This window comes from Streptomyces sp. NPDC046303 (genome assembly GCF_055588085.1).
Genome location: NZ_JBVJFA010000005.1, coordinates 132,197 through 146,724, shown reverse-complemented (window position 1 = coordinate 146,724; position 14,528 = coordinate 132,197). Strand labels below are relative to the sequence as shown.

Annotated in this window: 12 protein-coding genes; 1 reads left to right on the top strand and 11 read right to left on the bottom strand. The window is 72.5% G+C overall.

Annotated features, from left to right (window positions below; all coding sequences use genetic code 11):
* Position 1: 1 nt before the first annotated feature.
* From wrbA to ACZ6I1_RS07205, 9 genes are all read right to left on the bottom strand, one after another.
* The gene (wrbA, locus tag ACZ6I1_RS07245) at positions 2-619 is read right to left on the bottom strand and encodes an NAD(P)H:quinone oxidoreductase (RefSeq protein WP_469284079.1); all 618 of its coding nucleotides are present in this window, start codon (positions 617-619) and stop codon (positions 2-4) included.
* Positions 620-725: 106 nt separating this feature from the next.
* Entirely contained in the window at positions 726-1,907 is a 1,182-nt protein-coding gene (locus ACZ6I1_RS07240; protein WP_469284077.1) for a 3-hydroxybenzoate 6-monooxygenase, read from the bottom strand.
* Positions 1,908-1,914: 7 nt separating this feature from the next.
* Positions 1,915-3,186: a 3-phosphoshikimate 1-carboxyvinyltransferase gene (gene aroA / locus ACZ6I1_RS07235; RefSeq protein WP_469284076.1), complete on the bottom strand. Its 1,272-nt coding sequence runs from the start codon at positions 3,184-3,186 to the stop codon at positions 1,915-1,917.
* Positions 3,183-5,300 carry a transketolase gene (gene tkt / locus ACZ6I1_RS07230; RefSeq protein WP_469284075.1) on the bottom strand — a complete coding sequence of 706 codons (2,118 nt, stop codon included), beginning with the start codon at positions 5,298-5,300 and terminating at the stop codon, positions 3,183-3,185. Before tkt ends, aroA begins: the two co-directional genes overlap by 4 nt.
* Positions 5,301-5,495: 195 nt before the next feature.
* The gene (locus tag ACZ6I1_RS07225) at positions 5,496-5,840 is read right to left on the bottom strand and encodes a hypothetical protein (RefSeq protein ID WP_469284074.1); all 345 of its coding nucleotides are present in this window, start codon (positions 5,838-5,840) and stop codon (positions 5,496-5,498) included.
* The gene (locus ACZ6I1_RS07220) at positions 5,837-7,720 is read right to left on the bottom strand and encodes an anthranilate synthase family protein (RefSeq protein ID WP_469284072.1); all 1,884 of its coding nucleotides are present in this window, start codon (positions 7,718-7,720) and stop codon (positions 5,837-5,839) included. The genes ACZ6I1_RS07225 and ACZ6I1_RS07220 overlap by 4 nt, the downstream gene beginning before the upstream one ends.
* Positions 7,717-8,361, bottom strand: coding sequence for an isochorismatase family protein (locus tag ACZ6I1_RS07215; RefSeq protein ID WP_469284386.1), 645 nt, complete (start codon positions 8,359-8,361; stop codon positions 7,717-7,719). Before ACZ6I1_RS07215 ends, ACZ6I1_RS07220 begins: the two co-directional genes overlap by 4 nt.
* A gap of 28 nt (positions 8,362-8,389) precedes the next feature.
* On the bottom strand, positions 8,390-9,160 hold the full coding sequence (locus ACZ6I1_RS07210) for a 2,3-dihydro-2,3-dihydroxybenzoate dehydrogenase (protein WP_469284070.1): 771 nt from the start codon (positions 9,158-9,160) through the stop codon (positions 8,390-8,392).
* A gap of 18 nt (positions 9,161-9,178) precedes the next feature.
* Complete coding sequence (locus ACZ6I1_RS07205) at positions 9,179-10,348, bottom strand: 3-deoxy-7-phosphoheptulonate synthase (RefSeq protein ID WP_469284068.1); 1,170 nt, start codon at positions 10,346-10,348, stop codon at positions 9,179-9,181.
* Between the two features lie 329 nt (positions 10,349-10,677).
* On the opposite strand from ACZ6I1_RS07205, the gene ACZ6I1_RS07200 reads away from it, so the two are divergent.
* A complete protein-coding gene (locus ACZ6I1_RS07200; RefSeq protein ID WP_469284067.1) occupies positions 10,678-11,661 on the top strand; it encodes a transaldolase family protein in 984 nt (327 codons plus the stop codon).
* Here the strand turns inward: ACZ6I1_RS07200 and pabB are convergent.
* Together pabB and ACZ6I1_RS07190 are read right to left on the bottom strand one after the other, a co-directional pair.
* Positions 11,651-13,753: an aminodeoxychorismate synthase component I gene (gene pabB / locus ACZ6I1_RS07195; protein WP_469284065.1), complete on the bottom strand. Its 2,103-nt coding sequence runs from the start codon at positions 13,751-13,753 to the stop codon at positions 11,651-11,653. The two genes, ACZ6I1_RS07200 and pabB, sit on opposite strands and share 11 nt — an antisense overlap.
* Before the next feature lie 12 nt (positions 13,754-13,765).
* Positions 13,766-14,446 carry a methyltransferase domain-containing protein gene (locus tag ACZ6I1_RS07190; RefSeq protein WP_469284063.1) on the bottom strand — a complete coding sequence of 227 codons (681 nt, stop codon included), beginning with the start codon at positions 14,444-14,446 and terminating at the stop codon, positions 13,766-13,768.
* Positions 14,447-14,528 lie beyond the last annotated feature (82 nt).

Sequence of the window (14,528 nt, the reverse complement as noted above, 5' to 3'; positions counted from 1 at the left end):
GTCAGGCGGCCAGGAACCCGCGGCCGAGCGCGGCCGCGATCTCCACGGCGCGGCGCGCCTGGAACTCGACGGAGCCGAGGTTCACGTCCGCCACGTTGTCGGGGGAGTTGCCGGAGACACTGCTCGCCCCGTACGGGTTGCCGTTGGCCGGGTCGAACTGGACCGGGTCGGCGAAACCGGGCGGGACGATGATCGAGCCCCAGTGGTAGAAGGTGTTGTTCAGCGCCAGCAGGGTGCTCTCCTGGCCGCCGTGGGCGGTCGAGGTGGAGGTGAACGAGGAGACGACCTTGTTCACCAGCTTGCCCTGGAACCACAGCCCGCCCGTGGTGTCGATGAACTGCTTGAGCTGCGCGGCGGGCAGCCCGTAGCGGGTCGGGGTGCCGAAGAGGATCACGTCGGCCCACTCCAGGTCGGCCAGGGTCGCCTCGGCCACGTCCGCGGTGGCCGCGGCGTGGTCCGCCCACGCCTGGTTGCCGGCGATCACCGACGCGGGGGCGAGCTCGGCGACCTTGAGCAGGCGCACCTCGGCGCCTGCCTTCGCGGCCGACTCGGCGGCCGCCTTGGCCATCGTGTGGACGTTTCCGGTGGAGGAATAGTAGATAACGGCAACATTGGTCATGCGGATACAACTCCCTTGTCATTGCGGTGGACCGACTGGCCGGGGAACCGGTCCAGACGGACGAGCACGGTGCGGCGCACCCGCGCCGCCAGCCGGCGGAGCCCGCTCAACGCAGCTCCGCCCCGTGGAGCCAGGCGACCTTGTCGTACATGTCGTCGGCCGAGAGGCCCGACAGCATCGCGTTGCGCTCGCGCGCCGCGTCGCCCGCCGGGTGGTACAGCTGCCGGCCCAGCTCGCGGGCGACCAACTGGATGCGGGCCGTGCGTTCCCGGCGCTCCGCGCCGTACTTCTCCAGGCGCTGCACGACGGCGTCCCCGGTGCAGTCCAGCAGTTCGGCGATGACCACGGCGTCCTCGAGCGCCTGGCAGGCGCCCTGGGCGGCGTACTGGAGCATCGGGTGGGCGGCATCGCCCAGCAGCGCCACGCGCCCGTCGGTCCACCGGTCGACCGGGTCGCGGTCGCACAGCACCCACGCCTTCCAGTCCAGGCCGAGTTCCAGCAGCCGCCGGGCGGTGTCGCCCAGTTCGGGGAACTCGTTCAGCACGTGGTCGCGCGCGGTCGGCTTCCCGACGACGGCTTCCCGCGCGGCGTCGTCCCGGGTCGCGGCCAGGTTCAGGAAGGCACCGCCGCCGATCGGGTAGTGGACGAAGTGCCACTTGGGGCCCGCCCACAGGGTCACGGTGTTCCACCGCAGTTCCTCGGGCACCTGCTCCATGGGGATCACCGAGCGGTAGATCGTGTGCCCGGACACCCGCGGGTCCCCGTCCCCGACCAGCTGGCGCCGTACCGCCGAGCGGATGCCGTCGGCCCCGATGAGCGCGGCGCCGCTGAGCCGCTCGCCACTGCTCAGCACGGCGGTCACCTCGCCCGAGCCCTGACCGCCCTGCTCGTACGACACGACGCCGCTGCTGCCGCGCAGCTCGATCAGCGGGTGGGCCAGGCAGCCCTCCAGCAGCGGCTGGTACAGGTCGGAGCGCTGCACGACCGCGTACGGGTTCCCGAAGCGCGCACGGTAGGCGCCGGTCAGCGGCATCGAGGCGACCCGCTCGCCGGTGGTGCCGTCCATGAACCGCAGCTCGTCGATGTAGACCGCCCGGTCGCGGACCTTTCCGCCCACCCCGAGCAGGTCGAGCGCGTGGAAGGCGTTGGGGCCGAGCTGGATGCCGGCGCCGAGTTCGGCGAAGGTGTCCCTGCGCTCCAGTACGGTCACCCGGTGCCCGCGGCCCGCGATGCCGAGCGCCGCGGCGAGTCCGCCGATGCCTCCGCCGGCGATGAGTATGTTCGCCATCTGTGGTTCAAGTCCCTTGTGGTGTCGGATGGTCGGGGAAGAGTCGGCGCAGTTCGCCGTGGAAGCCGGGGAAGGTCTTGCCGACACAGGCCGGATCGTCGAGCGTGATGCCGCCGGTGCGCAGTCCGAGGACGGAGAAGGCCATCGCGATCCGGTGGTCGCGGTAGCAGGCGATCTCGGCGCCGCCCGGCGTGCCCGGGTGGATGGTGATCCGGTCGGGGCCTTCGTTCGTGCGGATCCCCAGGGCCCGCAGGTTCCTGGCGACCGCCTCGATCCGGTCGGACTCCTTGAGCCGTGCGTGGGCGATTCCGTGGATCGTGATCGGGGCGTCGGCGAGCGGCGCGATGGCCGCCAGGGTCATGAAGGTGTCCGAGATGTCGCCCATGTCGACGTCGAACCCGCCCGTGAGGCCGCCGTCGCGGCGGCCGGTCACCGTGGTCCCGGAGGCGGTGGTCTCCACGTGTGCGCCGGTGCGGCGCAGCACCTCGACGAAGCGGAGGTCCCCCTGGGAGCTGTGGCTGCCCAGGCCCGGCACGGTGACGCCGCGTCCGGTCACGGCGGCCGCCGCGAAGACGTACGACGCGGTGGAGGCGTCCGGTTCGATCGTCAGGTCCGCCGCGGTGTACCCGCCGGGCAGCACCGTGACCGTGCCGTCGCCGTCCTGCCGGGTGCGCGCCCCGAAGTGGTGCATCAGCGCCCGGGTCATGTCGATGTACGGACGGCTGACCAGGCTCGTCGCCCGGACGGTCAGCGCCGCGCGCATCAGTGGCGCCGACAGCAGCAGCCCGGTGAGGTACTGGCTGCTGAAGGACGAGTCGAGGGTGATCTCGCCGCCGTCCAGACCGCTCGCGGTGACCGCCAGCGGCAGCGCTCCCCCGGGCCCGGAGACCGTCTTCGCACCCAGGGCGGTGAGGGCGTCCACGAGCGGGCCCAGCGGGCGGGCCCGGAGCTGGTCGCTCCCGTCGAAGACGAACTCCCCCCGGCCGGCAGCGGCGAAGGGCGGCAGGAAACGCGCGGCGGTTCCCGCGTCGGCGCACCACACGCGGGCGGTGCCGACGGGTCCGGCTCCCGTACCGGTGACCTCCCAGACCTCGTCCGTGCCCGAGACGCGGACGCCCAGGCCGGTGAGGGCGGTACGGAAGGCGAGGGTGTCGTCACTGATCAGCGGTGCGCGCAGCCGGGTCACCCCGTCCGCGGCGGCGGCCAGCAGCAGGGCCCGGTTGGTGATGCTCTTGGAACCGGGGATCCGGGCGGTCAGCGGGGCCGGCCGGGTCGTCATGACCGGCTCCTGGCCCGGGCCACGCTGGCCCGGGCGGCGGCCGCCACGCGCTCGGCCGTCAGGCCGTACTGCTCGTACAGCGCCTGGTACGGGGCCGAGGCGCCGAACCCGTCCAGGCCCACCGCCTGTCCGGCGTCACCGACCAGCGCGTGCCAGCCGAGCGCGGAGCCGGCCTCCACCGACACCCGGGCCCGCACCTGCGGCGGCAGCACCAGGTCCTGGTACTCCTGGCTCTGCTCGGCGAACCACTCCAGGCAGGGCAGGGACACCACCCGGGTGCGGATGCCGTCGCGCTGGAGGATCCGCCGGGCGTCGAGCGCGATGTGCACCTCGCTGCCGGTGGCGAGCAGTACGGCGTCGGGGTCGCCGCCCGTGGCTTCCGCCAGGATGTAGCCGCCCCGCGCGGCGCCCTGCGCGGACTCGATGTCCGACTGCGGCGAGCGGTCCAGGACGGGCAGGTTCTGCCGGGACAGGCACAGGCCCGCGGGCCGGTCGGTACGCCGCAGGACGGAGGCCCAGACGGCCGCCGTCTCGTTGGCGTCGGCGGGGCGTACGACATCGAGACCGGGGATGAGGCGCAGCGACCAGAGGTGCTCCACCGGCTGGTGGGTGGGGCCGTCCTCACCGAGGCCGATCGAGTCGTGCGTCCAGACGTAGGTGACGGGCAGCCGCATCATCGCGGCGAGCCGCACCGCGGGCCGCATGTAGTCGGAGAAGACCAGGAAGGTGCCGCCGTAGGGGCGGGTGCCGCCGTGCAGGGCGATGCCGTTGAGGATCGCTCCCATGGCGTGCTCGCGGATGCCGAAGTGCAGCGTGCGGCCGTAGCGGTGGCCGGTGAAGGCGCCGGTCGACAGCTCCTCGGGGATGAAGGACGGCTCGCCCTGCATGGTGGTGTTGTTGCTCTCCGCCAGGTCGGCGGATCCGCCCCACAGTTCGGGCAGTGCCGCCGCGAGGGAGTTCAGGACCTCGCCCGATGCCTTGCGGGTGGCGACCTGCCGGCCCGCCTCGAAGACGGGGAGCGCCTCCTCCCAGCCCTCGGGGAGTTCGCGCGCCGAGATCCGGTCGAACTCGGCGGCGCGTTCGGGGGAGCCGGCGCGCCAGTCCCGCTCGCGCTTGTCCCACTCCGCCCGGTCCCGGCGCGCCCGCTCGCCCACCCGGCGGGCGTGCGCGAGGACCTCGGCCGGGACCTGGAAGCGCAGCTGCGGATCGAGCCCCATCGCCTCCTTGGTGGCGGCGGCCTCCTCCGCGCCCAGCGCGGCGCCGTGGATCTTGCCGGTGTTCTGCTTGCCGGGCGAGGGCCAGCCGATGACGGTGCGCAGCGCGACGAGGGAAGGACGGTCGGTCTCCTCGCGGGCGGCGCTCAGCGCGGCGTACAGCGCGGCCACGTCTTCCACGTAGGAGCCGGTCGCGGTCCAGTCGACCTGCTGCACGTGCCAGCCGTAGGCGCGGTAGCGCGCCGCCACGTCCTCGGACTGGGCGATCTGGGTGTCGTCCTCGATGGAGATGTGGTTGTCGTCGTAGAGGACGACCAGGTTGCCGAGCTTCTGGTGGCCGGCCAGGGAGCTCGCCTCGTGGCTGATGCCCTCCTCCACGTCGCCGTCGGAGGCGATGACCCAGACCGTGTGGTCGAAGGGGCTCTCGCCGGGGGCGGCCCCGGGGTCGAACAGACCGCGCTCGCGGCGGGCGGCCATGGCCATGCCGACGGCGTTGGCGAGGCCCTGGCCGAGGGGGCCGGTGGTGGTCTCCACCCCGGGGGTGTGCCCGTACTCGGGGTGCGCGGGGGTCAGGCTGCCGGCCGTCCGCAGCGCCTTGATGTCGTCGAGCTCCAGGCCGTAGCCGCAGAGGTAGAGCTGGTTGTACAGGGTGAGACTCGAGTGACCGCAGGACAGCACGAAGCGGTCGCGGCCCGCCCACCGCGGGTCGGCGGGGTCGTGCCGCAGCAGCCGCTGGAAGAGCAGGTACGCGGCCGGAGCCAGGCTCATGGCGGTGCCGGGGTGGCCGTGGCCGGCCTCTTCGACGGCGTCGACGGCCAGGGCACGGGCGACGTCCACGGCACGCCGGTCCAGTTCGCTCCATTCGAAGCGTCCGGTCGCACTCTTCGGTGGGGTCCTCACGGTTCTGCTCAGGGCTCCTTGACTGATGGTCGGAACGGGTGGAAGAGCCGCTCCCAGGCCACCTTGCAGTGGGGGGAGCGGGGGTGCGCAGGAGGCCGGGAGCACTTCGTCAGGTGGCCCGGACTCCGTCATACGGCGCGCGGTACGGCGCTCCCCGGAGTCGTCCCGGACAGCGCCGTACCGCGGCCGGGCCGGTCATTCGCCCGGCCGGTGCCCCAGTGCCAGCCCCAGACCGGACAGGCCCGGAACGGCGTACAGCCCCTCCACCGTCGCCTCGACGTCGAAGAGCGTGCGCTGCACGGGCGGGCGTCCGATGAGTTCGGCCGCCCGCGCGGGCAGCGGCCTGGCGGCGGCCTCGGCGGACTCCCAGAGCAGTACCGCGCCCCACCGTTCGGTCGGCGGGTCCGAGATCCAGAACTTCAGGCGCAGGCCCTCGATCCCGGCGAACCGGTCGACGGCCTCCTCGCGGAGGAAGTCGCGCATCGACTCGATGGACCGCCCCGAACCGGCCAGGTCCCACCACACGACGGCGGCCTTCATACGGGACCCTCCTCGAGCAGCGCGCACAGGGCCTCTCCCACGATGCGCACCCCGTCCTCGGTGAGCACCGACTCGGGGTGGAACTGCATGGAGCGGAAACCGGGGCCGCGCAGCGCGTGGACCTCTCCGGTCTGCGGATCCCTGCTCACCTCGAACACACCGACATCGGGGCATTCCCCCTTGTCCTCGGCGCTGTGCGCGGCGAACGTGTTGTAGAAGCCGACCCGTTCCGGCCTGCCGAACAGGTCGATCCGGCGCTGCACGCCCTGGTTGGGCCGTTCCCTGCGCAGCAGGCCGAGACCCAGCCGGGCGCTGAGCACCTGGTGGCTCAGGCACACCGCGAGGAACGGCCTGCCCTCGGTGAGCAGGGTGTCGATCGCCCCCCGCAGATGTGCGATTTTCGGGTGGGCGGCATCCTGCGGGTCGCCGGGGCCGGGCCCCATCACGACCAGGTCGTACGGGGCGAAGTCGTACGGCTCGTCGAAGCGCCGTACCGTCACCTCGGCTCCCGCTGACCGCAGTTGGAGGGCGATCATCGCCGTGAAGGTGTCCTCGGCGTCGACGACCAGCACGCTGCGGCCCGCGAGGCCGGGGATCGGGCGGACCCGGCCGGCGTCGTCCGCCAGCCAGAAGGCGGAGATGCCCTCGTTGCGCCGGGCCAGCGCGGCGCGCACGCCGGGGTGGCCGGCGAAGCGGGCCGGGCCGCCGTCGCCGAGTACGGCCAGTAGCCCCGCGGCCTTGGCCCTGGTCTCGGCGACCTCGGAGAGCGGGTCGGAGTGGCGGACCAGCGTGGCACCGACCCCCAGCCGCATCCGGCCGGCCCCGTCGATGTCCGCGGTGCGGATGAGGATCGCGGAATCCAGGGTGCGCGCACCCTGCCCGTCCTGGCCGATGACCGCGAGCACGCCGCTGTAGTAGCCGCGCCCCTGGGGTTCGTACCGCTTGATCACCCGGCCGGCGCTCTCCAGCGGAGACCCGGTGACGGTCGGCGCGAACAGCGTCTCGTGCAGGATCTCGCGCGGGTCCCGGGTGGTCTCGCCCTCGATGAAGTACTCGGTGTGCGCGAGCCGGGCCATCTCCTTGAGATAGGGGCCGACGACCCGTCCGCCCCCGTCGCAGATCCGGGCCATCATCTTCAGTTCCTCGTCGACGACCATGTACAGCTCGTCGGACTCCTTGCCGTCGGCGAGGAAGTCCATGACGCCGGAGAGGGAGGGACCGGAGGCGGGGTACCGGTAGGTGCCGCTGATGGGGTTCATCACGGCCCGGCCGCCCGCGACGCTCACGTGCCGCTCGGGGGAGGCGCCGACCAGGGTGCGCTCGCCGGTGTGCACCACGAACGTCCAGTACGCACCGCTCTCGCGCTCCAGGAGGCGGCGGAAGAAGCGCAGCGCGGAGCCGGTGTCGTAGTCGGTGATGTCCGCGACGAAGGAACGCTTGATGACGAAGTTCGCGCCCGCGCCGGTGCCGATCTCCTCCGTGATGACCTGCCGGACGGTCGCCGCGTAGGCCTCGTCGTCGATGTCGAAGCCGCCGCCCTCCGCCAGCCGCACGGGCGCGTCCGGGATCCGGCGCAGCACCTCCTCCAGGGGCACCGTCCCCTGCTCCGCGATGGTCATCGCGAGCAGCGGCGCACCGTCGTCGGGAGCCTCGTAGCCGCGTTCGGCGATCTGCCGGTACGGCACCAGTGCCAGCACGTCCTGGCGCGGGACCGCGGATCCGGTGGGGCCGGGCAGCGCGATGTCGGCCAGGGCCGCGACCTCGGTCATCTCGCCGGCGAACAGGTCGACGCGGTCGGCCCCGCCGGTCTCGGGCCGGTGCACGAGCGCGAAGGCGGGGACCCGGCCGGCCAGCACCGCGCCCAGCAGGTCGTCCGTCATGACGCGTCCTCCCCCGGGCCCGTGGCCGGCCGGGACGTCGCGAGCCCTTCGAGGAGCTCCTTGGTGGCGGTGACGGAGGCACAGCGGGCCGCCGCGTACTCCAGCGCCATCCGGTGGTCCTTCCAGCTGAAGTCGGCGATGGCGTCGCCGACGAGGAAGGGCTGGATGTCGTGGCTGAAGGCGTCGACGGCCGTCATCAGCACGCCGACGTGGGCGTAGACGCCGCAGATGATCAGCTGGTCCCGCCCCGCGGCCCGCATGCGCTCCAGCAGGCCGGTGCGGTGGAAGGCGCTGTAGCGCCACTTGGTGAACACCCAGTCGCCCTCGGCGGGTGCCACCGGCTCCACGACCTGCCGGTGCTCGGGGCTCGGCGTCATACCGGGGCCCCAGAAATCCTTCAGCAGCCCCCGCTCCCGCGGGGTCATGCCGCCGGGCTGCGCGGTGTACGCCACCGGTATGCCGAGCGCCGCGCACCGGTCGCGCAGCTGCGCGGCGTGGTCCACCAGGGTGGTGACGGGCTGCTCGCCGGCCGGGAAGGGCGCCAGGAAGAACTTCTGCATGTCGTGGAGGAGCAGCACCGCCCGGCCGGGATCGACCGACCAGCGGACGGGACCGGCGGGCAGATCACCGGCCGAGGGCATCGGGTACGCGCTGATCGCGGGAATGGACCTAGACACCGAGCGCCGCACCCCCGTCCACGGTGAGGTCGTGCATGGTGATGTGCGAGGCCTGGTCGGACAGCAGGAACACCACCGCGTCGGCGACGTCCTGGGGCCGGGCGAGCTTGCCCAGGGGGATGCCGACCCGGTACGCGTCGGGGTTGCCGTCGATCGAGACCTGGGCGCTGGAGCTGCTCTGCCACATCGAGGTGAGCATCGGCGTGTCGGTGGATCCCGGCGCCACGAGGTTGGCCCGGATGCCGTACTTGGCGACCTCCAGGCCGAGGCACTTGGTGAACATGGTCGCGGCGGCCTTGGAGGCGGCGTACGCGGACATCTCGGTGCGGGCCGTGCCGGCGGCGTTCGAGGCCACGGTGACGATCGCGCCGCGCTGCCGCGGGACCATGCGGTTGACGACGGCGCGCGACACGAAGAAGACGCCGGTGGTGTTGACGGCGAAGGTGGTGGCCCATTCCTCGTCGGTGAGGGCTCGCGCCTCCGCCAGGCGCAGCACGCCCGCGGCGTTGACGAGGAAGTCGAGCGGCCCGAAGGCCGATTCGATCTCGGCCACGAGCTCGTCGACGTCGGAGCTCACGGTGACGTCGGCGGGGAACGCGGCGATGTCGAGTCCCTCCTCCACGGCGGACTTCACGGTCTCGCGCAGCCGGCCGGCGTCACGGTCGACGGCCGCGACCCGCACCCCCTTGGCCGCCAGCGCACGCGCGACGGCCTCCCCGATGCCGCCGGCGGCGCCGGTGACCAGAGCGGTCTTTCCTTGCATGATCGATGAACTCCTCTCTCAGCCGCGCCAGGCAGAGGCGACTTCGATCGCCTGCTGAGGATTGAGCCTGGGGTCGCAGAAGCTCGTGTACTTCTCGCCCAATTCCCCGATCCGGGATCCGTCGGCAACACATTCGTGGACGTTTTCCGGAGTGGTTTCCATATGCAGGCCCGCCGCGACTCCACCGTTGTCGCAGACCGCGTCCTGGAATTCCTCGACCTCCCGCACGACCGTTTCGATATAGCGGGTTTTGAATCCGCCCGGCGCATTCACGGTGTTGCCGTGCATCGGGTCGCACAGCCAGATGACGGGGAATCCCGCCGCCCGCACCGCACGCACCAGCTCCGGCAGCTTCTCGGCGGCGGTGCCGGCGCCCATGCGGGAGATCAGCGTCAGCCGGCCCGGCTCGCGCCGCGGATCCAGCACTTCGCACAGTTCCAGCAGCTCGGCCGGGGTGGTCTTCGGGCCGACCTTGGTGGCGACCGGGTTGGCCAGCGAGGCGAAGAACGCGACGTGCGCGCCGTCGATCTGCCGCGTCCGCTCGCCGATCCACGGCCAGTGCGTCGAGGTGAGCAGGGTGGAGCCGTCGGGCTGCGTGCGCAGCATCGGGCCCTCGTAGTCGAGCAGCAGGGCCTCGTGACTCGTCCACACCGGCGCCTCGGCCGCGCTGGGCCGCCGCTCGCCGTGCCAGCCGAGCAGCTCCATGACCTCGGCGGCCGCCCGGTAGCCCGAGAGCAGCCGGTACGGGTCGGGGCGGCGCAGCTCGGGGTCGGGTTCCGGGCTGTTGACCATGTGGCCGCGGTACGAGGCGAGTTCGACACCGTTGATGATCTCGGTGGAGCTCGAGCGCGGCTTGCCGAACTGGCCGGCGAGCCGGCCCACGCGCAGCACCGGCTTGTGCGAGCGCGTCTTCATGACGCCCGCCAGCATGTCCAGGAGCGCCGCCTTGCGCGCCACGTGGCCGCGGGTGGACTCGGACGGGTCCTCCGCACAGTCCCCGCTCTGCACCACCTGGATCTCTCCGGCCGCGACCCTGGCCAGCAGGGAGCGCAATGCGCGTACGTCCTCACCACGCACCAGGGCGGGCGCGTTCGACAGTTCCTCGCGCACCGTGCCGAGGACCGTCTCGTCCGGCCAGTCCGGCTGTTGGCCTGCGTCTAGCGATTTCCAGGGTGCGATCTCACGCACGCGGTACCTCCCAGTGCTCAACCTGCTGACATGGCGATGCACGAGGATTCTGTGAACACCGCAGACGGGGGTACCAAGAAGGGATTCCCACTTCGTCAGGTGGCCGGCACTTGGTCAAGTCCCTTCTTTTTCCGCACACATGGCGGGGACACCGCACTGCGCGGGACGTGCGTCATCCGAATACGTCAGCGGCATCCAGGCACACGGGTGGACGCGCAGGCACGGACGCGGGCACGGACGCGTGCACGGCCGCGGCCACGCGCGGCGGACCTGACAATGCCGCAGGCCGATCGTGTTACCCGCCGGTCCGACCGGCCTAGGGTCGGACCATGTTGAGCCAACCGGCTATCGCGCTGCTGCGGCAGTTGGCGTCCGAGGGCGTATCGCCCTGGCTGGCCGTCACGAGCGAGGAGGAGTTCCTCCCCGGCCCGCCGTCCCACCCCGCACGCAGCGGGCTCGTGCACGGCGTGGTGGCACCGGCCCTCGGCCCGGCCCTCGCTCCGGCCGTGGTCCGCCGGGCGTGTGACGCCCTGTGGGACGCCTTCCTCACGAGCGGGGGCCGGTACGGGCGGGTGTCCGTACCGGTGGATCCGCGGCTCGCCCATGACGCGCAGGCCCTGGTGGCGGCGGCCCGCCGGATGCACGCCGAGGTGGGGCGGCCGAACCTGCTGGCGCGCATTCCGGCGACCCCGGCCGGGCTGGCCGCGCTCGAGGACTGCCTCGCCCTGGGCATCAGTGTCGACGTGGACCTGGTCTTCTCGGCCGAGAGGTACGACGAGGTACTGGGCGCCTTCCTCGCCGGGACGGAGCGTGCGCTCGCGGCCGGACTGGAGCTCCAGCAGGTCACGGCCACGGCCTCGGTGCCGGTGGGCACGCTCGACGCGGAGGTCGACACCCGGCTGGCGGCGCTGTCCGCACCCGCCCTCCCCGTGTCCCGGGTCCGCGGCACGGCGGCCGTGGCGGTCGCCCGTCAGATGTACCGGGTGCGGGAGCGGCGGCTCGGAAGCGGCTGGTGGCGGGTGCTCACGGCGGCGGGGGCCATGCCTCCGGCGCTGGTGTGGACCGCGGTCGAGCCCCGGCACGTCAGCGCCCTGATCGGCTGGAACACCGCCCAGGCGGCCTCTCTGGAGGTGCTGGAGTCGGCGGCGGCGCACGAGGAGCTGTGCGGAGACACGCTGCTGGGCGCGCACGAGGAAGGACGCCGTGCGCTGGACCTCCTCGAACGGCTCGGGATCCGCATCCCCGAGGTCGCGGGGGCGCTGGAGACGAGGCAGCTCGCCCGTCTCCAGCACGCCTGGACGCTCAGGTGCTGAGCTTCTCCCCGCGCCTGCCCGGGAAGCGCGCCCCGGCCATCAGCAGCAGCGGCCTGGCCTTGACCGCGGTCTCCTCGAACTCGGCCTCCGGGTCGGAGAGCGCGATGACGGCCCCGCCCACGCCGTAGCGGACGCGGTCCTCGGTGACCAGGGCGGTACGGATCACGATGCTCAGGTCGGCGGCGCCGGAGAGCGAGAAGTAGCCGATGGCACCGGAGTACACCCCGCGCGCGCCTCCTTCGAGACGGTCGATGATCTGCATCGTCCGCACCTTGGGCGCCCCCGTCATCGAGCCTCCGGGGAACGCCGCGCGGACGCAGTCCACGGCACTGACGCCGGGCCGCAGCCGCGCCCGCACGGTGCTCACCAGCTGGTGGACGCCGGCGTAGCTCTCGACCCGGAAGATCTCGTCGGCCTCCACGGAGCCCGGCTCGGCGCAGCGCCCCAGATCGTTGCGGACCAGGTCCACGATCATCAGGTTCTCGGCGCGGTCCTTCTCGTTGGCCAGCAGGTCCGCCACCAGCGCGGCGTCTTCGGCGGGGGTGGCGCCGCGGGGGCGCGTTCCCTTGATCGGCTTCGATTCGGCCGTGCCGGCGCGGGAGATCCGCAGGAACCGCTCGGGTGAGGCGCTCAGCACGCTGAGGCCGTCGAACTGGAGCAGTGCGCCGAACGGTGCCGGGCTGGCACGGCGCAGCCGCAGGTACCCGGACCAGGGGTCCAGGGAGCCGCTCAGTTCGGCCATGTTGGTGAGGCAGACCTCGTAGGTCTCGCCGGCCGCTATCTGCTCCTGGCAGTCGGCGATGAGGCCGAGATAGGCGTCGCGGTCGTGGCGCAGCCGGAGCTCGCCCAGGGGCGCGGCCCCGACCGTCTCCGCGGGCGCGGGCGCCGGGCCCGGTCTTCCCCGGTGCGGCTCCGCGAGCCGCCGCGCCATGCCGTCCAGCCGGCTCCGCGCCACGGCTTCCGACCCGTCCGCGCCCTCCTCCATCAGCGTCAGCAGGTGCGTGCTGCCGGTGACGTGGTCGAGCACCAGCGCCCTGTCGACGAAGACCATCGTCGCGTCGGGGTCCTCCGACCGGTGCGCGAGCTCGCCGCCGCACTCGGCCTTGAGCTCGTAGCCGAGGTAGCCCGTCCACCCGAGGGCGAAGTCGAAGGGCAGCTCGGGGATGTCCGTGGTGATGCCGCGCAGGTCCTGGTCGATCCAGTCCAGGAAGGGGCCCGCCATGATGTCGCTGCCCGCCGCGGAGTCCACGCGGACGGTGCCGCTCCACACGTCGGCGCGGGCCACCCGTGCCAGCGGCCCGGACGCGTCGCCCATCACCGAGAAGCGGCCGGCGCCGGCGTCCGGACTGCTGCTGTCCAGCCAGAAGGCGTACGGATTGCCCCGGAAGAGGCGGTCGTAGGCCGTCTCCGCGTCCCAGCCGGTGGGCAGTTCCTCCGTGAGCACCCGGAGCCGGCGCACGGGGCGGGGGAGGGGCCCAGCCGCGGCCGGCCGCGGCGGCGCGGACCGCGCCCTGCGCCGCGACCCGCTCAGCCCGGCGAAATTGCGCAGGAGTTCCACGCCGTACTCGGAACAGATCGACTCCGGGTGGAACTGCACGCCCCACAGCGGCCGGTCCCGGTGCCGCAGCCCCATCAGGACCCCGTCCGCCGTCCAGGCCGTGGCCTCCAGCTCGGGCGGCAGATCGGTCACCGCGAGCGAGTGGTAGCGGACGGCCCGCATCGGTGAGGGGATCGACCTGAACAGGCCCTCGCCGTCGTGCAGTACGGCGGAGACCCTCCCGTGCCGTGGCTCCGGCGCCCTGCCCACCCTGGCACCGTGCAGTAACCCGATCGCCTGATGGCCGAGGCAGATGCCCAGCAGCGGCACGGTTCCGTGCTCGATGATCCCGCGGGAGATACCGAGGTCGGCCGTCCGGTGCGGGGTTCCGGGGCCCGGCGAGATGATGACGTTGTCGAACTCCCGGAGCCGCTCGGGCCGCCAGTGCGGGTCGTCGTTGCGGACGACCTCCGGCTCCCGGCCGTTGACCTCGGTGATCTGGTGGAAGAGGTTGTAGGTGAACGAGTCGTAGTTGTCGATCAGGAGCGTGCGCACGTCGGCCTCTCCTCACTCCGCCCGCAGCGGCACGATCTCGAGCAGCATGTGCTCGACCACGTCGTCGCCGTATTCGCCCTCGTGCACCCGGACGGTGCGCCGGGTGCGCAGCTGCCGGCCGCACTCCTGCGCGATCCGGTGGAGGGCCGGCACGTCGCCCCGGTCGCTGAAGTGCAGCAGCGCCGACCCGCCCGGGGCGAGCCAGCGGGGCGCCTGCTCCAGATAGCGGCGGTGGGCCCGGTAGCCGGCGTCGACGTAGGCGCGCTCGTGGACCGACTTGTACTCGTAGGACTCCGGTGCCAGCACGTAGTTGGAGCTCCAGAAGACGGTGTCGAACCGCTCGTTGTCGGTCAGACCGGAGAACAGGTCGCTGTGCACGGCGCTCAACCGGTCGGTCACCCCGTGCCGTTCGGCGTTGACCGCCGCGTTCTCCACCGCCCGCGGGCTGATGTCCGAGGCGACGACGCGCTCGTGACCGGCGAGGGCGGCCATGACTGCCGTCACCCCGGTGCCGCATCCGACCTCCAGGAAGGACCCGGTGCGCGGGGGTACCGGCGACTGGTTCAGACCCAGGAAGTCCAGCGCGACATCGGTCGACGGGGAGAACACGGGCGCGAACACCTCGTCCAGCAGGTCCCACTCCCGTCCGCACAGGGAGAAGACCTTCGGCCTGTCGTCCCTGGTCAACGACATGCGACTGCGGTGGAGCGAGCGTTCGAAACTCCGGACCTGCGACATGGGACCCCCCTCGTCGTAACGGAAACCACGGCACCTG

Bases quoted from the DNA above. Each gene is read 5' to 3' on its own strand.
- wrbA (WP_469284079.1), bottom strand. From the start codon at position 619: ATGACCAATGTTGCCGTTATCTACTATTCCTCCACCGGAAACGTCCAC.
- ACZ6I1_RS07240 (WP_469284077.1), bottom strand. From the start codon at position 1,907: ATGGCGAACATACTCATCGCCGGCGGAGGCATCGGCGGACTCGCCGCG.
- aroA (WP_469284076.1), bottom strand. From the start codon at position 3,186: ATGACGACCCGGCCGGCCCCGCTGACCGCCCGGATCCCCGGTTCCAAG.
- ACZ6I1_RS07225 (WP_469284074.1), bottom strand. From the start codon at position 5,840: ATGAAGGCCGCCGTCGTGTGGTGGGACCTGGCCGGTTCGGGGCGGTCC.
- ACZ6I1_RS07220 (WP_469284072.1), bottom strand. From the start codon at position 7,720: ATGACGGACGACCTGCTGGGCGCGGTGCTGGCCGGCCGGGTCCCCGCC.
- ACZ6I1_RS07215 (WP_469284386.1), bottom strand. From the start codon at position 8,361: ATGCCCTCGGCCGGTGATCTGCCCGCCGGTCCCGTCCGCTGGTCGGTC.
- ACZ6I1_RS07210 (WP_469284070.1), bottom strand. From the start codon at position 9,160: ATGCAAGGAAAGACCGCTCTGGTCACCGGCGCCGCCGGCGGCATCGGG.
- ACZ6I1_RS07200 (WP_469284067.1), top strand. From the start codon at position 10,678: ATGTTGAGCCAACCGGCTATCGCGCTGCTGCGGCAGTTGGCGTCCGAG.
- ACZ6I1_RS07190 (WP_469284063.1), bottom strand. From the start codon at position 14,446: ATGTCGTTGACCAGGGACGACAGGCCGAAGGTCTTCTCCCTGTGCGGA.